Annotated in this window: 15 protein-coding genes; 8 read left to right on the top strand and 7 right to left on the bottom strand. The window is 70.5% G+C overall.

The window, feature by feature from the left end:
* Positions 1 to 72: 72 nt before the first annotated feature.
* Both ACZ79I_RS25555 and ychF read right to left on the bottom strand, forming a co-directional pair.
* Positions 73 to 3,576, bottom strand: a complete 3,504-nt coding sequence (locus ACZ79I_RS25555; RefSeq protein ID WP_471499802.1) for a LamG-like jellyroll fold domain-containing protein — start codon at positions 3,574 to 3,576, stop codon at positions 73 to 75.
* A gap of 1,071 nt (positions 3,577 to 4,647) precedes the next feature.
* Entirely contained in the window at positions 4,648 to 5,736 is a 1,089-nt protein-coding gene (gene ychF / locus ACZ79I_RS25550; protein ID WP_471499801.1) for a redox-regulated ATPase YchF, read from the bottom strand.
* Positions 5,737 to 5,937: 201 nt separating this feature from the next.
* On the opposite strand from ychF, the gene ACZ79I_RS25545 reads away from it, so the two are divergent.
* Positions 5,938 to 6,549 carry a DUF6542 domain-containing protein gene (locus ACZ79I_RS25545; protein ID WP_471499800.1) on the top strand — a complete coding sequence of 204 codons (612 nt, stop codon included), beginning with the start codon at positions 5,938 to 5,940 and terminating at the stop codon, positions 6,547 to 6,549.
* Between the two features lie 50 nt (positions 6,550 to 6,599).
* Here ACZ79I_RS25545 and ppgK read toward each other — a convergent pair whose 3' ends face one another.
* Complete coding sequence (ppgK, locus tag ACZ79I_RS25540) at positions 6,600 to 7,346, bottom strand: polyphosphate--glucose phosphotransferase (RefSeq protein ID WP_471499799.1); 747 nt, start codon at positions 7,344 to 7,346, stop codon at positions 6,600 to 6,602.
* Positions 7,347 to 7,489: 143 nt separating this feature from the next.
* Positions 7,490 to 8,485 (bottom strand): 4-hydroxy-3-methylbut-2-enyl diphosphate reductase, encoded by a 996-nt coding sequence (locus ACZ79I_RS25535; protein ID WP_471499798.1) that lies wholly within the window; start codon positions 8,483 to 8,485, stop codon positions 7,490 to 7,492.
* A 137-nt stretch (positions 8,486 to 8,622) separates the two neighbouring features.
* Here ACZ79I_RS25535 and xseA point away from each other — a divergent pair, with 137 nt between their 5' ends.
* Both xseA and ACZ79I_RS25525 read left to right on the top strand, forming a co-directional pair.
* Positions 8,623 to 9,831, top strand: a complete 1,209-nt coding sequence (gene xseA / locus ACZ79I_RS25530; protein ID WP_471499797.1) for an exodeoxyribonuclease VII large subunit — start codon at positions 8,623 to 8,625, stop codon at positions 9,829 to 9,831.
* 9 nt (positions 9,832 to 9,840) lie between these two features.
* Positions 9,841 to 10,080, top strand: a complete 240-nt coding sequence (locus ACZ79I_RS25525) for an exodeoxyribonuclease VII small subunit (protein ID WP_471499796.1) — start codon at positions 9,841 to 9,843, stop codon at positions 10,078 to 10,080.
* 97 nt (positions 10,081 to 10,177) lie between these two features.
* Here ACZ79I_RS25525 and ACZ79I_RS25520 read toward each other — a convergent pair whose 3' ends face one another.
* On the bottom strand, positions 10,178 to 10,699 hold the full coding sequence (locus ACZ79I_RS25520) for a DUF4245 domain-containing protein (protein WP_471499795.1): 522 nt from the start codon (positions 10,697 to 10,699) through the stop codon (positions 10,178 to 10,180).
* Positions 10,700 to 10,830: 131 nt separating this feature from the next.
* Between ACZ79I_RS25520 and glpX the strand changes: the two genes are divergently transcribed.
* On the top strand, positions 10,831 to 11,868 hold the full coding sequence (glpX, locus tag ACZ79I_RS25515; RefSeq protein ID WP_471499794.1) for a class II fructose-bisphosphatase: 1,038 nt from the start codon (positions 10,831 to 10,833) through the stop codon (positions 11,866 to 11,868).
* Between the two features lie 132 nt (positions 11,869 to 12,000).
* Here the strand turns inward: glpX and ACZ79I_RS25510 are convergent, their stop codons facing one another.
* The gene (locus tag ACZ79I_RS25510; RefSeq protein WP_471499793.1) at positions 12,001 to 12,372 is read right to left on the bottom strand and encodes a WhiB family transcriptional regulator; all 372 of its coding nucleotides are present in this window, start codon (positions 12,370 to 12,372) and stop codon (positions 12,001 to 12,003) included.
* Between the two features lie 163 nt (positions 12,373 to 12,535).
* Positions 12,536 to 13,237: a DUF1707 SHOCT-like domain-containing protein gene (locus ACZ79I_RS25505; protein ID WP_471499792.1), complete on the bottom strand. Its 702-nt coding sequence runs from the start codon at positions 13,235 to 13,237 to the stop codon at positions 12,536 to 12,538.
* Between the two features lie 204 nt (positions 13,238 to 13,441).
* On the opposite strand from ACZ79I_RS25505, the gene ACZ79I_RS25500 reads away from it, so the two are divergent.
* From ACZ79I_RS25500 to ACZ79I_RS25485, 4 genes are all read left to right on the top strand, one after another.
* On the top strand, positions 13,442 to 15,133 hold the full coding sequence (locus tag ACZ79I_RS25500) for a fumarate hydratase (protein ID WP_471499791.1): 1,692 nt from the start codon (positions 13,442 to 13,444) through the stop codon (positions 15,131 to 15,133).
* A 200-nt stretch (positions 15,134 to 15,333) separates the two neighbouring features.
* Positions 15,334 to 16,719 carry a class II fumarate hydratase gene (locus tag ACZ79I_RS25495; RefSeq protein WP_471499790.1) on the top strand — a complete coding sequence of 462 codons (1,386 nt, stop codon included), beginning with the start codon at positions 15,334 to 15,336 and terminating at the stop codon, positions 16,717 to 16,719.
* Between the two features lie 94 nt (positions 16,720 to 16,813).
* Positions 16,814 to 17,518: a cytidylyl-2-hydroxypropylphosphonate hydrolase gene (gene fomD, locus ACZ79I_RS25490; protein WP_471499789.1), complete on the top strand. Its 705-nt coding sequence runs from the start codon at positions 16,814 to 16,816 to the stop codon at positions 17,516 to 17,518.
* A gap of 280 nt (positions 17,519 to 17,798) precedes the next feature.
* A complete protein-coding gene (locus ACZ79I_RS25485) occupies positions 17,799 to 19,907 on the top strand; it encodes a SpoIIE family protein phosphatase (RefSeq protein ID WP_471499788.1) in 2,109 nt (702 codons plus the stop codon).
* The last annotated feature ends 9 nt before the right edge of the window (positions 19,908 to 19,916 follow it).

Raw genomic sequence — 19,916 nt, 5'->3', positions numbered from 1 at the left:
ATCAAAAGATCAAGGAATCGAGGGGCCTGGCCGGGTGGGGCGGCTGTCTGACGCCGCGCCACCCGGTGAGGGTCACCCGATGGTGTCGGTGACTTGCTGGCCGGCCATAGCGCCGGCCCACAGGCGGATATCGGTGATCTTTCCGGGCAGGTAGCGACCCCATGCTCCGCCGACGTATCCCTCACCGGCCGCGAACTCGCCGGACCCCGCCACCGCTGTGTAGGGGTGGATGCTGTCGGCGCCGTTCTCGTCGGGCCCGAGATAGAAGTGGATCGTCCCGGACGGGGCATCGTACGTGCCGGTCATCCGCACCGAACTGCCCAGAACCGCAGCCTCGTCGGAGACCACCCCGTCGAAACCGCCGTCCGTGTTCAGCCTGCCGAAGTACCAGTTGCCGACCGGTACGGTCGTATCCGTGGCCGGGTCGATGTCCGTCCCCGTCAACCGGTACCAGAAGCCCCAGGCGGAACCGTCCGCGCTGCGCTGGCCCACTACCTGGGCCGTGTAACCGACCGGCTTGGACAGCAGCGCGCCACGGTCCACGTCCACCAAAGTGGTGGCAGTGAATGAGGCCGTGTCGTCCAGCACCGGGCCAGGGCTGGTGGCCGCGCCGTCCGTGCCGTTCAGGACGATGGCCTGCCCGTCGAGCGAGGCACCGCCGGACAGCGTGAGCGTGCGGCCGTAGCCGGAGGCGGAGTCCGCCAGCGCGGTGCCGCTCGCGCCATCCGGGTTCCAGGCGCCCATCAATTCCACGCTCGGCGCGCCGTTCGCGTCGAGCAACTGATCGCCCACAGCGACCTCATCGCCCGTCAGGGCCCGCTGCCACACGGCCACCTCGTCGACGCGACCCCGCCAGTAGTTCACGTAACTGCCCGGAGTGAAGCTGGCCCGGCCGAACTGCAGAGCGCCGTCGCTGGCCGTGGCGTCCGAGGTGCTGGGCAGCGCCACCGGCGCCCCCTGCAAACGGCCGTTGACATACAGGGAGATCGTGCGGGCCTGGGCGTCGTACACGCCGGTCAGATGCGTCCACGCCTTCAACGGCACACCCGCCGCGTCCGCGTTCGCACCCAGGTACTTGCGGACACCGTTCTCGTACCAGTTCCACAGGAACACCCACCGCTGGACGCCCGGTGAGTAGTACAGCGCGAACCCGGAGCCGTCGCTGCCCGTCTCCGACAGCACCGTGCGGAAGGCGGAATCCTCCGCCAGGTAGGCCCATGCCGAGACCGTGAACGACGACTGGGTGTTGACCACCGGTGCGTCCGTGGCCGCGTACCCGGACTGGTTCGTGGTGTTGGAGGTGTCGTTCAACCACAGCGACCGGTCCCCCTCACCCCGGCGCGCGAGCGACGACCAGCCCGCGCCGGCGGTGTACAGGGTCGCCGGGTGGCGGGTGCTGCCCTCCGTCGCCGTATCCGCGGCCGTGGTCACCCCCGAGCCCGGGGCCGCGTCGTCGAAGTGCCAGCGGCCGATCGCCGTCTGCCCCTGCGCGACGTTGAACTTCACGATCGTCTTCGCGCCCCAGTTACCGACGCTGTCCTGCGCCCGTACCTCGAGTTGCTGTGTGCCCGCCAGTTGCGGTGTGATCCCCTTGGAGACGACGTTCCCCGAGATGGGCTGGGACCAGGCAGTGGAGGTCGCCAGCCTGTACTCGTAAGCGGCGTTGGTGTCGCCCGAGGCCGGGGAGAAGGTGAACTGGCCCTGCACGCCCGGACCACCGGCGGGGTCACAAGCGTTGGCCGTGCACTCGGAGTACGGACCCCCGAAGGTCACCGTCGGCGCCTTCGGGGCGGTGGAATCCACCCTGAAGTAGCACCAGCCCTTGGTCGTCACCGTGCTGTGCGACTCCAGAAGACTGGCACCGCTGTCGTAGTACGAGCGGCTGAACACCGCCAGCCGGTACAGCGTCCCCTCGGACAACGTGATCGGCGAGGGATACGTGACCACGACACCGTTGCCGACGTAGCCGCTGGTGGGCCGCACCGGCTCCGTCGCCACCGACCACGTGCCGTCACTGTTCTTCTGCTGGACGTAGAAGTGCGCCCGCAGGCTCGCCCCGCTGCCGCCGCCCGTCGCCGTCCACGCCGTCGCGGTCAGGGACGGTGTGGGATCAGCGATCACATCCGGCTTGGCGGCATCCGTCTCACAGCTGACGGCGCTCCCCTCGACCAGGCCCGCCTTGGTCGGCACCGCGGGAAGCCCGACATACGTCACCGACAGCACCGCATCGTTCCGAAACCGCTTCCAGGCGCTCGTGTCCGTCTCGTCCCGGGCCTTCAGCATGAGAGTCAGCCGGGAGAACTTCCCCGCCGCGAAATCCCCGACCGCAGACGTCAGGGCCGAACCCGTGAACTCGATGGGAGCATCCGGCTGCGACGGGTCGCACAGAGACCCACGCCCCGCCGAGACGGCACGGCTTGCCATCGTGCCCAGGTTCGACGGGCGCGTGGACCAAGTGGTGGACGAGGAGATATTGCCCGTGCGGTGCAGGTCGACCCACCGCGCGTCACACGTGAACGACCAGCTCTCCGTAGCACGGAACGTCGCCGACAGCACCTTCTTGCCCGCCAGGCTGCTGGGCGAGAACTGGAAATACAGCCGCTCGGTGTACCCGGGCCCGCAGTAGTAGCCGTTCCACGAGGAGCAGTGGCCCATGCCCTTGCCCTCGTTGTTGCTGCCGTTGCCCCAGTTGAAGTCGGAGACACCGTCCGAGCGCAGATACGTGTGGGCCGTCTGATCCAGCCCGACGCTCGGGTCGATGTAGATCGGGAACGCGCTGCTGGCGCTGTTCCCCAGCAGAGTCGTATCCGGCACCACGGCCAGCGAATCCGGACCGACCTGGACCGGCAGCACCGCCGACGCGTCCCCGTCACCCGGTCCCGCCGTCGGATCGTCCTGCGTACCGGTCGAGGGGTCGGTGGTGGAGGCCGGCGACGGCGACGGGCCGGTCACCTGGCTGAACGCGGCCGTCCGCACCGACGCGGTGGCCGTGGTGGCGGCATCGCCTTGCGAATCCCACATGAGTGCGGCGGGGGCCGAGAAGACCGGGCGAGCGTTGTCGTCCACGGCGGTCATCCCGCCGCCGCCCGTGGGCGCGACCGCCAGCCCGTCCGACTGCAGCGAGAAGGCGACCTTCTTCAGCGCCGGATCTGCCGCCGCCTCGGGAGTCTTCACGATGAGCAGCTCACGGAAGCCCTCCGCCGTCGCCGTCATCCGCAAGTCCACGCCGGGAAGCACATCGGCGTAGACCGCGCTCGTCCCGTCCAGCGTCGGCTTCGGCAACTTCCCCGGCCAGCCCAGCCGCAGGGACTTGCCGTCCCGGGCGATGGCCACCAGCCCCGAGCCATCACCCCCGCCGGAGAACGCCAGATCCACCACCGCCGCCTTCGGACCCACCGAACCATCCGCCCGCACTTCAAGCGTCGGATCAGGCGCCACCCACGACCCGTCACCATGGCGCACCCGCACCGGTACGGCCGACTGATCCAGCGTGAACGTCATGCCGTCCGGGTTGGCGGACGTCGTCGCGTACTCCGTACGGTCCTCGACAACCTCGACCGAAGAACCAGTCGCCATCGCCTTCTGCGAGGCAGCCGCCTCCGGCGAGAGAGAGGCTGCGGAAGTGGAACCCCCGTCCCTGACCACAGCGCCGGCCGTATCCGCGACAGCCGCACCCGCAAGAGGCTGAATCAACAGCGCGGTTGCGGCCAGCCACGCCGTACGCAGCGGCCACACACGTCTGCCCCCCGAATCCCCCACACCCCACCCCCGAGCATTTGACGAACCCATCACAATCGCTTGGCGATTGAGGAGCATGGCAGGGCCAGATCAATCGAAGATCAAGCACTTCCTCAAGATCAGATAATCAAACACCCATCCGTACGCAAAAGAACGGTTCGTTTACTTCCATGAAAGGCGTTGGACATCAGTGATTGCCTGAAGTGCGCCCAGGCGACCATCCGAAGGGAGCTACCGACCCAGTACGCAACGCCAAACAGCCAGTCCCGCAGACGACGACAAGCAGCCGACCATTGACACTTTCTCCAGCCGATGGATCTCAGCGACCGGTCACTCCAGCCCAGCACCCGCCAAGGATCGCGGGGCTTCAACCCCGCCGTGGCGAACATGCTCGACGACGTGCGGGCCCGGCAGGCCGACGGGCACGGCGGCGCCGACGAGCCGGCCGGTGCCGAGCTTCCCGGGCCGCGGCCGCCACCTGACCGCCGTCCAGCGCCCAGTCCGGGGCCAGACCGTCGGTGCTCGTGACGCCGGAGAAGGACTGCAGGCCGACCCCCTCCAGGCACAACGGACTCGCCACCGACCGGGGGGAGACACGGGGGCCACCGGCGCCCGACCATCGGCACCACCGAACAGAAGTAGCCTCCGCCGCGTACCGGACACCGGCCTACGGGGAATGACCATCCGTCAGATCATCCAGCAGGAATCCAGCATCCATCACCGTAACCAAGGCGTCACTCACCGCTGTCGAAGAGCGTGCCATACCGTCGACCTGCGGAAACGTGAAGACAGCTGCCGCCGCCCCGAGTCTTGAACGTTCTGGAAGAACGCCGCCGAACACAGTATCCACGACGCATGACAAGCCCCCTGACCTGCGGCTTCACACACGAGGCCAGGGGGCGGAAAAATTCACACGTTGAAGCGGAACTCCACCACATCACCGTCCTGCATCACGTAGTCCTTGCCCTCCATCCGCGCCTTGCCCTTGGCGCGGGCCTCGGCGACCGAGCCCGTGGCGACCAGGTCCTCGAAGGAGATGACCTCCGCCTTGATGAAGCCCTTCTGGAAGTCGGTGTGGATGACGCCGGCGGCCTCGGGGGCGGTGGCGCCCTTCCTGATCGTCCAGGCGCGGGCCTCCTTCGGGCCCGCCGTGAGGTACGTCTGCAGGCCCAGGGTGTCGAAGCCGACGCGGGCCAGGGTCGCCAGGCCCGGCTCGTCCTGGCCGACCGACTGCAGGAGTTCGAGGGCCTCGTCCTCGTCCAGCTCGGCGAGGTCCGCCTCCAGCTTGGCGTTGAGGAAGATCGCCTCGGCGGGGGCCACCAGGGCGCGCTGCTCGTCCTTGAAGGCGTCGTCCGTCAGCTCGTCCTCGTCGACGTTGAAGACGTAGAGGAAGGGCTTGGTGGTCAGCAGGTGCAGGTCGTGGAGGGGCGCGGCGCGCTCGGTGCCCTGGACGATGCCGTGCGCGAACAGGGTGTCGCCCTTGTCCAGGATCTCCTTCGCCTCCTCGACGGCCTTCACCTTCGGGGCGACGTCCTTCTTGATCCGCGACTCCTTCTGGAGGCGCGGCAGCACCTTCTCGATCGTCTGCACGTCCGCGAGGATCAGCTCGGTGTTGATCGTCTCGATGTCCTCCTTGGGCGAGACCCTGCCGTCCACGTGCACGACGTTCTCGTCCTTGAAGGCACGGATGACCTGGCAGACCGCGTCGGACTCACGGATGTGCGCCAGGAACTTGTTGCCCAGGCCCTCGCCCTCGCTCGCGCCGCGCACGATGCCCGCGATGTCGACGAAGTCGACCGTCGCCGGGAGGATCCGCTGCGAGCCGAAGATTTCGGCCAGCTTGGTGAGACGGGCGTCGGGGACGCCGACCACGCCGACGTTCGGCTCGATCGTGGCGAACGGGTAGTTGGCCGCCAGCACGTCGTTCTTGGTCAGGGCGTTGAACAGGGTCGACTTGCCGACATTGGGCAGACCGACGATTCCGATCGTGAGCGACACGTTGCGACTTCCCGTACGTGAGAGAGGAGGACTGGACTGGGCTGGGTGGGCCCGGGTCCGTCAGGAGTGTGTGCGGGCCGATCCCCCAGTCTACGGCGTGCGCGGACTCTCCCCGGCGAGGTGTCGAACGCTTGGCCAAGCTCGCGAACAACGGCGTGTCTGAGAGGTCATTCCGCACATAAACCGACCTAAGTTGGTCCAGTGGAGCAACACAGGACGCGACTTCCGCACCACGGACAGCGACGCGGTGCGCCTCTTCCCCCGCAGGGCCGCAGGGACGCGGCTGCGACGGGGCGGTCCGGTGCTGCCGCCCGGCCCGGCGACCCGGAACGCCAGCCGAGAGCGGGGAGCACCGGCCCCCGGCGGCGTCCGCCCGCCCAGCGAGCGCCCTCCTCGCCGTCCGCCCCCACGGCACGGCGCCTGCCCAATCCCCGGCTCACCGGCCTCGGCGGCGGACTGTTCGGCATCGCCACGATGGCGGTGCTCGGATCCCTCGACCGGCTGCTGTTCGAGGGGTCGCTCACGGTCTACGGGGTGCTGTTCCTGCCCGTGTGCGCACTGACCGCGCTGTGGGTGCGGCGCGGGGACCTGGTGGCCCCGCCCGTGGTGGTGCCGATCGCCTTCGCCGCCGGTCTGCTGACCGTGACCGACGGCGACAGCGGGTTCGCCGGACATCTGGTGGGGCTGTTCACCGCGCTCGCCACCCAGGCGGGCTGGCTGTACGGCGGCACCCTCATCGCGGGCGCCATCGCCACCGTGCGCAGGGTGCGGATGATGCGCCGCCGGGCGGCACAGCGCCGCGGCGCGGCCTGAGCCGCGTACCCGCCGGCCGGCCGCAGTGGCGGTGGCGGTGGCGGTGGCCGCTACCCTGCCTGCGCCGCCCTCATCGCGGCCCCGACGATCCCCGCGTTGTTCTGCAGCCGGGCCGGGACGATCTCCGCCTTGACGCCCTCGATCAGCGGCAGGAACTTGTGCGACTTGCGGCTGACTCCCCCGCCGATGATGAACAGCTCCGGGGAGAACAGCATCTCCACATGGGCGAGGTACTTCTGCACTCGGCGGGCCCAGTGCTCCCAGGTCAGGTTCTGGTCCTCCTTGGCCTTGGAGGAGGCCCGCTTCTCCGCGTCGTGGCCGTTGAGCTGCAGATGGCCCAGCTCCGTGTTCGGGACCAGGACGCCGTCGCTGAACAGGGCGCTGCCGATGCCCGTGCCGAAGGTGAGCAGGATGACCGTGCCCCGGCGGTCGCGGCCCGCCCCGAACTGCATCTCCGCCACACCGGCCGCGTCCGCGTCGTTCACCACGGTCACCGGGAGACCGCCCAGGCGCTCGCCGAGCAGGGCGCGCGCGTCCGTGTCGATCCAGCCGCTGTCGACGTTCGCCGCGGTGCGGATCGTGGAGCCGCCGGTGACCACGCCGGGGAACGTGATGCCGACCGGCCCCGTCCAGCCGAAGTGGCCGACGACCTCCTTCACCCCGTCGGCCACGCGGTCGGGCGTCGCCGGATGCGGGGTGAGCACCTTGAAGCGCTCGTCCGCCAGGGTGCCCAGGCCGAGGTCCACAGGAGCGCCCTTGATTCCGGATCCGCCGATGTCCACACCGAAGATCTGCATGCACACCACGGTACGGCGTGGGCCCGGGGCCATGTTCCGGACGTGGCGTCACCTCCCAGGCGTGGCGTCACCGACCGGACGTGGCGTCACCTCCCAGGCGTGGCGTCACCGACCGGACGTGGCCTCACGTCCAGGACGGGACGTCACTTCCCGCCGGTGCGCTCCGCCGCGAGTGCCGCCGCCTCGGCGCGCAGGTCGCGGCGGAGTTCCTTGGGGAGCGAGAAGGCGATGGACTCCTCGGCCGCCTTGACGATCTCGACGTCCTCGAAGCCGTGCCCCGTGAGCCACTCCAGGACCTGCTCGACCAGGACCTCGGGAACGGAGGCACCGGAGGTCACGCCGACCGTCGACACGTCCTCCAGCCACGCCTCGTCGATCTCGTCGGCGAAGTCCACGAGGTATGCCTCGCGCGCGCCGGCGAGCTTGGCCACCTCGACCAGCCGCTTGGAGTTGGAGGAGTTCCGCGAGCCGACCACGATCACCAGGTCCGCCTCGGCGCCCATCCGCTTCACGGCGAGCTGGCGGTTCTGCGTGGCGTAGCAGATGTCGTCGCTGGGCGGGGAGATCAGCTGCGGGAACCGCTCCTTGAGCGCGTCGACCGTCTCCATGGTCTCGTCGACCGAGAGGGTGGTCTGGGACAGCCAGACGACCTTCGACGGGTCGCGCACCTCGACGCCCGCGACGTCATCGGGGCCGTCGACGAGCTGGATGTGGTCCGGGGCCTCGCCGGACGTCCCGATGACCTCCTCATGGCCCTCGTGGCCGATCAGGAGGATGTCGTAGTCCTCCTTGGCGAACCGGACGGCCTCCTTGTGGACCTTGGTGACCAGCGGGCAGGTCGCGTCGATGGTGGCCAGCCGGCCCCGTTCGGCCTCGTCGTGGACCACGGGTGCGACACCGTGCGCGGAGAACATGACGATGTTCCCCGGCGGCACCTCTTCCGTCCGCTCGACGAAGATCGCACCCTTCTTCTCCAGGGTCTGCACGACGTACTTGTTGTGGACGATCTCGTGGCGGACGTAGATCGGGGCCCCGTACTGCTCCAGGGCCTTCTCGACGGCGATCACGGCACGGTCGACGCCCGCGCAGTAGCCCCTGGGGGCGGCGAGCAGAACACGGCGGCCAGACGAAGCGGTCATGTGCACCATCGTAAGGCCGCGCCCGGCGGCTCCGAGATCGCCTTCCCGGCCGTCGGCGGGCCCGGCGCGGTCCCCCGGTGTCCGGTGGCATGCCGGCCTGGACGGCTTTGTCGGTACCGGCCGTTACGCTCGGGCTCATGGCTGTGAACACGTCCGCGGAGAACCCGCTGCCCGTCGGCGAGGTGTCGCGGCTCATCGGGGGGTGGATCGACCGGCTCGGGGCCGTATGGGTCGAGGGGCAGATCACGCAGCTGTCGCGGCGGCCCGGCGCCGGTGTCGTCTTCCTGACGCTGCGCGATCCGTCGTACGACATCTCCGTCGGCGTCACCTGCTACCGGCAGGTGTTCGACGCCGTCGCCGGCGTCGTGAGCGAGGGCGCCCGCGTGGTGGTGCACGCCAAGCCGGAGTGGTACGCGCCCCGGGGGCAGCTGTCCCTGCGGGCCGCCGAGATACGGCCCGTGGGGGTCGGTGAACTGCTCGCACGGCTGGAGCAGTTGAAGAAGTCCCTGGACGCGGAGGGGCTGTTCGCGCCCGAGCGCAAGAAGCCGCTGCCGTTCCTGCCGCAGCTCGTCGGGCTCGTCTGCGGCCGGGCCTCGGCGGCCGAGCGGGACGTGCTGGAGAACGCGCGGCACCGCTGGCCCGCCGTCCGCTTCGAGGTGCGCAACGTCGCGGTGCAGGGTGTGCACGCCGTGCCCCAGGTCGTCCAGGCCGTGAAGGAGCTGGACGCGCTGGAGGACGTCGACGTGATCATCGTGGCGCGCGGCGGCGGCAGCGTGGAGGACCTGCTGCCGTTCTCGGACGAGCAGCTCGTACGGGCGGTGGCGGGCTGTCGTACGCCGGTGGTGTCGGCCATCGGCCACGAGCCGGACCATCCGCTGCTCGACTACGTCGCCGACCTGCGGGCCTCCACCCCGACGGACGCCGCCAAGAAGGTGGTGCCGGACGTCGGTGAGGAGCTGCAGCGCGTACGGGCGCTGCGGGACCGGGCGCGGCGGTGTGTGCTGGCGCTCGTCGAGCGCGAGGAGCGGGGGCTCGCGCACGCGCTGGCGCGGCCCTCGATAGAGGACCCGCACCGCATGATCGACGAGCGTGCCGGCCAGGTCGACTCGCTGGTGGACCGCGCCCGGCGCACGCTGGGGCATCTGCTCGACCGCGCCGAGTCGGAGCTCACGCACACGCACGCGCGCGTGGTGGCCCTGTCCCCGGCGGCCACGCTGCAGCGGGGGTACGCGGTGCTGCAGAAGGCCGACGGGCATGTCGTCCGCGCGCCGGACGAGGTGTCGGCGGACGAGACGCTGCGGGCACGGGTCGCGGAGGGCGAGTTCACGGTACGGGTCGACATCTAGGGTGGGCGCATGACCAGCAAGACGGACGAGGCACTCGGGTACGAGCAGGCGCGGGACGAGTTGATCGAGGTCGTACGGCGCCTGGAGGCCGGAGGCACGACGCTCGAGGAGTCCCTGGCGCTGTGGGAGCGGGGTGAGGAGCTGGCCCGGGTGTGCCGCACATGGCTGGAGGGCGCGCGCAGGCGGCTCGACGCCGCGCTGGCCGAGGAGGAGGAAGAGGGCGGGGAGGGCGCAGAGCCCTCGCAGTGACCCCCGGCCACTGTGCCGGCGGCCCCGGCCGCCCTCCGCCGGTGAGCCGGGTCACCCTCCGCCGGTGAGCCGGGTCACCCTCCGCCGGTGACCCGGGTCACTCCGCCTTCAGGGCCTCCGCGAACGCCGTCAGCCGCGCGAACGAGGCCGTTCCGGCAACCACGGTCGTGGAGCCCTTGTCCTCGAACACGAGCGCGTCGTAGCGGCCGCCGGTGTAGCGCTGCCACGTCCGGCCGCCGATGCTCTGGGTGACCTTCGTCGCCTCGGCGCCCTGGCTGGCCTCGTCGATGAATTCGGACGCCTTCTGAGTGGACTGCTCGATCGCCACGTACTGACCCTCGGGGTCCTGGAAGCCGAGGTGCCAGGCGTCGAAGTGGTCGCCCCGGAAGCGCACCGAGGTGGCCTTCCAGGTATCGGGCAGCCCCTCGGGTGCCGCCACCGGGTAGCCCGCGGCGCGGCGCGCCGTGAGCAGCTCGACGCGGTAGTCGACCCTCTTGAGGTCGGGAGCGTGGTCGTCATGCGGGATGAAGAGGTAGATGACGCCCGCCATCAGCCCGATCAGGCCCAGGGAGAGGATCATGTCCCGGACCGTCTTCTGCTTGCCTTTCGTACCTGCCACGCCCCTATCGTCGCAGGTGCAGGGATCTGCTCATCCGTGGGGCCCGCTGCTCATTTTGTCTGTCCGGCGATAGAGTCAGGGGTTATCACCCTCGTCCGGCCGTCGTCGTATCAGCAGAAAGGTGCGCTCCGATGACCGAGAATCACCATCATCTGCCGTCCGAGCTCGAAGTTCCCTCCGCGGCCCCCGACCGCAACCTCGCCCTCGAACTGGTCCGGGTCACCGAGGCCGCCGCGATGGCGGCGGGCCGCTGGGTCGGCCGCGGGGACAAGAACGGCGCGGACGGCGCGGCGGTACGCGCCATGCGGACCCTCGTCTCGACCGTGTCGATGAACGGCGTCGTCGTCATCGGGGAAGGGGAGAAGGACGAAGCCCCCATGCTCTTCAACGGGGAGCGGATCGGCGACGGCACCGGCCCGGAATGCGACATCGCCGTGGACCCGATCGACGGCACCACGCTCACCGCGAAGGGCATGCCGAACGCGATCGCGGTGCTGGCCGCCGCCGACCGCGGCACGATGTTCGACCCGTCCGCCGTGTTCTACATGGACAAGCTGGTCACCGGCCCCGAGGCGGCCGACTTCGTCGACATCGACGCGCCCGTCTCCGTCAACATCCGCCGCGTTGCGAAGGCCAAGAACTCCACGCCCGAGGACGTCACCGTCGTCATCCTCGACCGGCCCCGCCACGACGGCCTGATCAGGGAGGTCCGGGAGACCGGTGCGCGCATCAAGCTGATCTCGGACGGCGATGTCGCCGGCTCGATCCTCGCGCTGCGCGAGGGCACGGGCATCGACCTGCTGCTCGGCATCGGGGGCACGCCCGAGGGCATCATCTCCGCCTGCGCCGTGAAGTGCCTGGGCGGCACGATCCAGGGCAAGCTGTGGCCCAAGGACGACGAGGAGCGGCAGCGGGCCATCGACGCGGGCCACGACCTCGACCGGGTCCTGATGACGGACGACCTGGTCTCCGGTGAGAACGTCTTCTTCGTCGCCACCGGCATCACCGACGGCGAACTGCTGCGCGGGGTGCGCTACCGCTCCGAGACCGCCACCACCGACTCGATCGTCATGCGCTCGAAGTCCGGCACGGTCCGGCGGATCGACTCCGTGCACCGGCTGAGCAAGCTGCGTGCGTACAGCACGATCGATTTCGAACGCGCGAAGTAAACGGCGCTACGGGGTCGTCGGGGATCCGAGGGGCGCGCGCCGACGGCGGGCGCCCCTCGCGTCTGCCTCACGCCTCGTTCCGGTGAGGGGCGTCCTCGGTGCGGAGAGCGCGCCCCTTCCCGTATGCCTCGCTCAGCCCGCCGCCGCTATCGTCCCCCGCGCGGCCTTCTTGAGTTCCACGTCGCGGCGGCGGCGCCGGGCCAGCACCACGCGGCGCTCTGCGGCGGTGAGGCCGCCCCACACGCCGTACGGCTCCGGTTGCAGGAGTGCGTGTTCTCGGCACTCGACCATCACCGGGCAGCGCGCACAGACCCGCTTGGCCGCCTCCTCACGGGACAACCGGGCCGCGGTGGGCTCCTTGGAGGGGGCGAAGAACAGGCCGGCCTCGTCGCGCCGGCACACCGCCTCCGTGTGCCACGGGGCGTCCTGATCCCTGTCGCGCACTGGCACCCGCTGGTGCGGAACCCCAGCGACCTGCAGGGACGAATGCGGCGGTTGCAGCACGGTCTACTCCTGACGACGGCTTCGCGAGCGAGAGACGATGCACCAAGGTGTACCCGCTGTGCGCGTGCCTATGCGCTGGGTCCCGAACCACCGGAATTCCAGGGGAGGTTGATGTCAACGAGGCGCACCCGGCGCACTTCGGGCGCGGCCGGATTCACAAGCGTCAACGGTCCAGATGTTTGCGCAAAGCCCTGTCGACCTTGTCCGAGACCCGATCGAGAATGTCCGCGACGAGCTTTCCGCGCTTCGGCCGCGCCTCGACGTTTCCGAGTACGGCCAGTCCGTCCACGTAGACGACGGGCGCGTCCTGTTCGCCCGAGTCCAGCGTGCTCACCTCGAAATTGCCGAGCACGCCGCCTCCGGTTCCGCGCAGCGTGACGTTCTCGGGGACGCGGATCTCCACGTTGCCGAAGACCGAGATCGCCTTGATCACGACCTGCTGGTACTCGAACATGGCCTCGCTGAGGTCGATCTCGACGGAACCGAAGATCGCGTAGGCGTGGAGCCGGCGGCCTGGGCGCCAGCGGCCCCTGCGTATGGCGCTGCTGAAGACCGCCACCACGTTCTCGTCGGGCTCGGCCGGTATCGCCTCGCGGGTGGGGCGAGGAGGCGCCGACGTGTACACCGTGGTGCGGCGCGGGTGGGCCACGGGCAGGTCCCGGACGAACCCCTCCAGGTCGCCGACGGTCTTGGCGCTCAGCACACCCTCGACGCGCTCGGCGTGCTCCTCCGCGGTCAGGCGGCCCTCGGCCAGGGCGTCGCGCAGGATGTCGGCGACACGGTCGCGGTCGGCATCGGAGCAGCGCAGCTCGGCCGGGGCCACCGGCTGCCGGTCCGTCGGGGCGGGGCTCTTGTGAAGGTCCACGGCAGCAGCGTACCGAAACGCGATAGATCGCGACTACCCCTCGACCCGGCCTGTGGACAACCGGGGACGGCCGGGGGCCGGCCGGGGGACGGCCGGGCGTGAACTGAGCCCTACCTCACAGGCGGGCCGTCCTCGCCAGGTTCTACGCTGGTGAGCGCTGCCAACGGAGGCCAGCCGCTGTCTGTCGAGTGAGGAATGGGCGAGATGCCTGAGTTCGCGTACACCGATCTGCTCCCCACGGGAGAGGACACCACCCCCTACCGGCTGGTGACCTCCGAGGGTGTCTCCACCTTCGAGGCCGACGGGCGGACGTTCCTCAAGGTCGAGCCGGAGGCGCTGCGCAAGCTCGCCGAAGAGGCGATCCACGACATCCAGCACTACCTGCGTCCCGCGCACCTCGCCCAGCTGCGGCGCATCATCGACGACCCGGAGGCGTCGGCGAACGACAAGTTCGTCGCCCTGGACCTGCTGAAGAACGCGAACATCGCGGCGGCGGGTGTGCTGCCCATGTGCCAGGACACCGGCACGGCCATCGTCATGGGCAAGCGCGGCCAGAACGTCCTCACCGAAGGCGAGGACGAGAAGGCGCTCTCCCGGGGCATCTACGACGCGTACACGAAGCTGAACCTGCGGTACTCGCAGATGGCTCCGCTCACCATGTGGGAGGAGAAGAACACCGGCTCCAACCTGCCGGCACAGATCGAGCTGTACGCGACGGACGGCGGCGCCTACAAGTTCCTGTTCATGGCGAAGGGCGGCGGAAGCGCCAACAAGTCCTTCCTCTACCAGGAGACGAAGGCCGTCCTGAACGAGTCCTCCATGATGAAGTTCCTGGAGGAGAAGATCCGTTCGCTGGGCACGGCCGCCTGCCCGCCGTACCACCTGGCGATCGTCGTCGGCGGCACGAGCGCCGAGTACGCGCTGAAGACCGCGAAGTACGCCTCCGCGCACTACCTGGACGAGCTGCCGGCCGAGGGCTCAAAACTGGGGCACGGCTTCCGGGACAAGGAGCTGGAGGAGAAGGTCTTCGAGCTGACGCAGAAGATCGGCATCGGGGCGCAGTTCGGCGGCAAGTACTTCTGCCACGACGTGCGGGTGGTACGGCTGCCGCGGCACGGTGCGTCCTGCCCGGTGGCGATCGCGGTGTCGTGTTCCGCGGACCGGCAGGCGGTCGCCAAGATCACGGCCGAGGGCGTGTTCCTGGAACAGCTGGAGACGGACCCGGCGCGGTTCCTGCCGGAGACGACGGACGAGCACCTGGAGCAGGACGGGGCCCGCGGCGAAGCCGCTGATGCGCAGAGTGTCCGCATCGACCTGAACCAGCCGATGGACGAGATCCTCGCCGAGCTGACCAAGTACCCGGTCAAGACGCGGCTGTCGCTGTCCGGCCCGCTGGTGGTGGCGCGCGACATCGCGCACGCCAAGATCAAGGAGCGGCTGGACCGCGGCGAGGAGATGCCGCAGTACCTGAAGGACCACCCGGTCTACTACGCGGGCCCGGCCAAGACCCCCGAGGGGTACGCGTCCGGCTCGTTCGGGCCCACGACGGCCGGCCGCATGGACTCCTACGTCGAGCAGTTCCAGGCGGCGGGCGGCTCCAAGGTGATGCTGGCGAAGGGCAACCGCAGCAAGCAGGTCACGGACGCGTGCGCGGCCCACGGCGGCTTCTACCTCGGCTCCATCGGCGGCCCGGCCGCGCGCCTCGCCCAGGACTGCATCAAGAAGGTCGAGGTCGTGGAGTACGAGGAACTCGGCATGGAGGCGGTCTGGAAGATCGAGGTGGAGGACTTCCCGGCGTTCATCGTGGTGGACGACAAGGGCAACGACTTCTTCCAGGCGCCCTCGGAGCCGCCCACCTTCACATCGATCCCGGTGCGCAGGCCCGGGCTGGCGTAGCACAAGCCGGCGCGGCGCGGGGGCGGTCCCCCCACCCCGGCGGCTGCGATGTGGCCGTCGGGGTCGGGTCACCGCCATGCCCCCAGCCCGGCCGACACTCAGCGCGCCTCCAGCAGAGCAGAACAGCTCAGCCGTCCGGCTCCGCACCCACATGGCCCAGCCCCCGGAACAACCCCACCACCCCCGTCGCTGTACCTGCCATGAGCGACTACCGCATCGAGCACGACTCCATGGGTGAAGTCCAGGTACCGCGGCACGCCAAGTGGCGGGCGCAGACGCAGCGGGCCGTGGAGAACTTCCCCGTCTCCGGGCAGCGGATCGAGCGGGCGCACATCGAGGCGCTCGCGCGGATCAAGGGGGCCGCCGCCAAGGTCAACGGGGAACTCGGCGTGCTGTCCGAGGACGTCGCCGAGGCGATCCAGGAGGCTGCCGCGGAGGTCGCCGAGGGGCGGTGGGACGAGCACTTCCCCGTCGACGTCTTCCAGACCGGGTCCGGGACCTCGTCCAACATGAACGCCAACGAGGTCATCGCCACCCTCGCGAGCGAGCGGCTCGGCAGGGACGTGCATCCCAACGACCATGTGAACGCCTCGCAGTCGTCCAACGACGTCTTCCCGTCCTCCCTGCACGTCGCCGCGACCGCCGCCGTCACCCGGGATCTCGTCCCCGCCCTGGAGCATCTCGCCGCCTCGCTCGAGCGCAAGGCGGACGCATTCGCCGATGTGGTGAAGGCGGGGCGGACCCATCTCATGGACGCCACGCCCGTGACGCTCGGTCAGGAGTTCGGCGGGTACGCCGCCCAGGTGCGCTACGGCGTCGAGCGCCTGAACGCCTCGCTGCCGCGGCTCGCCGAGCTGCCGCTGGGCGGTACCGCGGTCGGGACCGGGATCAACACCCCGCCCGGGTTCTCCGCCGCCGTCATCGCGGAGGTCGCCCGGGTCACGGGGCTGCCCTTCACCGAGGCCCGCGACCACTTCGAGGCGCAGGGCGCCCGGGACGCGGTCGTCGAGATCAGCGGGCAGCTCAGGACCATCGCCGTGGGACTGACCAAGATCGCGAACGATCTGCGGTGGATGGCCTCCGGGCCGCGGGCGGGGCTCGCCGAGATCAGCCTCCCGGATCTGCAGCCGGGGTCCTCGATCATGCCCGGCAAGGTCAATCCCGTCATCCCGGAGGCGGTCCTGATGGTCGCCGCGCAGGTCGTCGGGAACGACACGGCCATCGCCACCGCCGGCGCCTCCGGCACCTTCGAGCTGAACGTCATGCTGCCGGTGATGGCCAGGAACGTCCTCGAATCCGTCCGGTTGCTCGCCAACGTCGCACGGCTGCTGGCCGACCGCACCGTCGACGGCATCGTCGCCCACCGGGAACGCGCCCGTGAGTACGCCGAGTCGTCCCCCTCCGTCGTCACCCCGCTCACCGCGTACATCGGGTACGAGGAGGCCGCCAGGGTCGCCAAGAAGGCGCTCGTCGAACGCAAGACGATCCGTCAGGCCGTCCTGGAATCGGGGTACGTGGACCGCGGAGAGCTCACGCTGGAGCAGTTGGACGAGGCGCTCGACGTCCTGCGGATGACGCATCCGTGACGATTCCCGTCACGTCCCGTCACACGGCCCGCTCGTGACGCGAACCATGGCGGCCGCCACGGCGTCGTATGCCTGTGGCACCTAATATCTCTGCATGACGGACGACGGGACGGTGAGACGAGTGGAAGCGGGTGGGGAAGACAACGGACCGACGGTGTACTGGACCCCGGGGGAACGGATCCTGTGGCGGTACCGGGAGAACGCGGGCGATCGCTTCCACATCGCCCGGCCGGTCACCGTCGTCCGGGACGACGACGAGATGCTCGCCGTGTGGATGGCACCCGGCACCCGATGCGTGAAGCCCGTCCTCGCCGACGGCACCCCGCTGCACGCGGAGCCGTTGGAGTCCCGCTACACCAAGCCGCGGACCGTGCGGCTCGACCGCTGGTCCGGCACCGGTGTGCTCAAGCTGGCGCGGCCCGGCGAGCCCTGGTCGGTGTGGCTGTTCTGGGAGCCGGGCTGGCGGTTCAAGAACTGGTACGTCAATCTGGAGGCGCCGCTGGTCCGCTGGAGCGGCGGGGTCGACTCCGAGGACCATTTCCTGGACATCTGCGTCTATCCGGACCGCAGTTGGGGCTGGCGCGACGAGGACGAGTTCGCGCAGGCCCAGCGGGACGGTCTGATGGACGCCCGGCTCGCCCGCCGGGTACGGGAGGCGGGGCGCTCGGCGGTGGAGGTGATCCGCGCCTGGGGGCCGCCGTTCTCGGAGGGCTGGCAGCACTGGCGCCCGGATCCGTCCTGGTCCGTGCCGTCGCTGCCGGAGGACTGGGACCGTACCCCCGCGTACGTGACCTCATGAGACCCTTGTTGCGCCCCCGCGGTACAACCGTAGGATCGTCCTCCGCAAGGGCACGCACGAGCAACTCCCGCAGTATGTGCTGGGCTTGACCAAACGTCACCGAGGGGCGGCAGGACGTGAGCGAGGGGTACGAGGGCCACACCGGGACGGCTCCGGGCCGTCCGGCCGGTGGACCATGGACGGCCCGTGACCGCACGGGATTCCCGTTCCCGGGGCACGTATTCCGGGTATCGGCTTTTCTGCGGGACGAACTGCACGCACGGCGCGCAGCCCCGGACGGATGGATTCGACACGCGTGACGGAGCACCCGACCTCCCACGAACGCCCGCAGCCGGGCGTCGGCCCCGCGGAGCCCCGCGGGGCGCTCCTGCGTACCCCGGAGCCGCTGTCCACCGCGCCGGCCTCGGCGTTACCGGCACAGACCCGGCCCGGCGACGTGTCCGCGGTGCCGATGCCCTGCGCCCAGCACGGGCCGCCGGGCACCCCGGGCGGCACGCCCGCACCGCTGCCCGCGGCGGGTGTCACGGAGCACTCACAGCCGGCCGCGGAGGAGCCCGACGCGCACCGGCCGCGCCCCGCTCCCGAGAGCATCCCGGCCCAGCCCGGCGCCGACCAGGACCGTGGCGCCGCGCCGCCTGCGGGCGAGGACCGGCGCACCGGCCAGTCGCCGCCGAGCGGGCCCATGCCCATGCGGCGCGACGGGGACCGGCTGCGCTTCGTGGGCGCCGCGACCCGCCGGATCGCCCGGGGCATCGATCTCGACGAGATCGTGATGGGCCTGTGCCGGGCCACCGTGCCGACCTTCTCGGACGCGATCCTGGTCTATCTGCGTGATCCCCTGCCCGTGGGCGACGAGCGGCCCACCGGGCCCCTGGTGCTGCGGCTGCGGCGCACCGACCGGATCCCTCAGGAGCGGGACCTGGAGGACGGGATCCTGCCGGTTCCGGCGCCGGAGAACTCGGGTCTGGCCGAGCTGAGCAACGAGCTGTGCCAGGTGCGGCCCGGCGGCCCGCTCGCCGAGGTGCTGCGCGGGGTGCGGCCCGTGTTCGCGGACGCGCCGGCCGCGCGCGCCGCGCTGCCCGAGCTGCTCGGCGACGACCTGGTGATCCCGGCGGGCCAGCGGGCGATCCTCGCTCCGCTGCGTGGCCGCCGCCGGGTCATCGGCGCCGCCCTGTTCCTGCGCCGCCCTGAGCGCATGGCGTTCGAGACGGACGACCTGCTGGTCGCCGCCCAGCTCGCCACGCACAGCGCGCTCGGCATCGACAAGGCGGTGCTGTACGGCCGCGAGGCGTACATCGCCGACGAGCTGCAGCGGACCATGCTGCCGGAGACCCTGCCGAACCCGACGGGCGTGCGGCTGGCGTCCCGGTATCTGCCGGCCGCCGAGACCGCGCGGGTGGGCGGCGACTGGTACGACGCGATCCCGCTGCCGGGCAGCCGGGTGGCGCTGGTCGTGGGCGACGTCATGGGCCACTCCATGACATCCGCGGCGATCATGGGGCAGCTGCGCACCACGGCGCAGACGCTCGCCGGGCTGGACCTGCCGCCGCAGGAGGTGCTGCACCACCTCGACGAGCAGGCCCAGCGGCTGGGCACCGACCGCATGGCGACCTGCCTGTACGCGGTGTACGACCCGGTCTCGCACCGGATCACCATCGCCAACGCGGGCCATCCGCCGCCGGTGCTGCTGCATCTGGGCGGCCGGGCCGAGGTGCTGCGGGTCCCCGCGGGCGCTCCCATCGGGGTGGGCGGCGTGGACTTCGAGGCGGTCGAGCTGGACGCCCCGGCCGGCGCGACGCTGCTGCTGTACACCGACGGTCTGGTGGAGTCGCGGCTGCGGGACGTGTGGACCGGGATAGAGCAGCTGCGGGAGAAGCTCGCGGCGACCGCCCAGCTGACCGGCGCCGATCACCCGCCGCCGCTGGAGGCGCTGTGCGACGAGGTGCTCGACATGCTCGGTCCCGGCGACCGCGACGACGACATCGCGCTGCTGGCGGCCCGCTTCGACGGGATCGCGCCGACCGATGTCGCCTACTGGTTCCTGGAACCGGAGGACTCGGCGCCGAGCCGGGCCCGCCGGCTGGTGCGCCGGGCGCTCGCCCGCTGGGACCTGGACGAGCTGACGGACTCGGTGGAGCTGCTGGTCAGTGAGGTGGTGACGAACGCCGTGCGCTATGCGTCACGGCCGGTCACGCTGCGGCTGCTGCGCACCGATGTGCTGCGCTGCGAGGTCGGCGACGATGTGCCGCAGCTGCCGCGGCTGCGCCAGGCGCGGGCCACGGACGAGGGCGGCCGGGGCCTGTACCTGGTCAACCGGCTGGCGCGCCGCTGGGGTGCGACCCGGCTGAGCACGGGGAAGGTGGTCTGGTTCGAGCTGAACAGGGGCTGAGCGGTCCCG

The organism is Streptomyces sp. PSU-S4-23 (assembly GCF_055632315.1).
This window is presented reverse-complemented; position numbering and strand designations above follow the sequence as displayed.

Bases quoted from the DNA above. Each gene is read 5' to 3' on its own strand.
- ACZ79I_RS25555 (WP_471499802.1), bottom strand. From the start codon at position 3,576: ATGGCGACTGGTTCTTCGGTCGAGGTTGTCGAGGACCGTACGGAGTAC.
- ACZ79I_RS25495 (WP_471499790.1), top strand. From the start codon at position 15,334: ATGAGCGACTACCGCATCGAGCACGACTCCATGGGTGAAGTCCAGGTA.
- xseA (WP_471499797.1), top strand. From the start codon at position 8,623: ATGGCTGTGAACACGTCCGCGGAGAACCCGCTGCCCGTCGGCGAGGTG.
- ACZ79I_RS25535 (WP_471499798.1), bottom strand. From the start codon at position 8,485: ATGACCGCTTCGTCTGGCCGCCGTGTTCTGCTCGCCGCCCCCAGGGGC.
- glpX (WP_471499794.1), top strand. From the start codon at position 10,831: ATGACCGAGAATCACCATCATCTGCCGTCCGAGCTCGAAGTTCCCTCC.
- ACZ79I_RS25500 (WP_471499791.1), top strand. From the start codon at position 13,442: ATGCCTGAGTTCGCGTACACCGATCTGCTCCCCACGGGAGAGGACACC.
- ppgK (WP_471499799.1), bottom strand. From the start codon at position 7,346: ATGCAGATCTTCGGTGTGGACATCGGCGGATCCGGAATCAAGGGCGCT.
- fomD (WP_471499789.1), top strand. From the start codon at position 16,814: ATGACGGACGACGGGACGGTGAGACGAGTGGAAGCGGGTGGGGAAGAC.
- ACZ79I_RS25525 (WP_471499796.1), top strand. From the start codon at position 9,841: ATGACCAGCAAGACGGACGAGGCACTCGGGTACGAGCAGGCGCGGGAC.
- ACZ79I_RS25485 (WP_471499788.1), top strand. From the start codon at position 17,799: ATGGATTCGACACGCGTGACGGAGCACCCGACCTCCCACGAACGCCCG.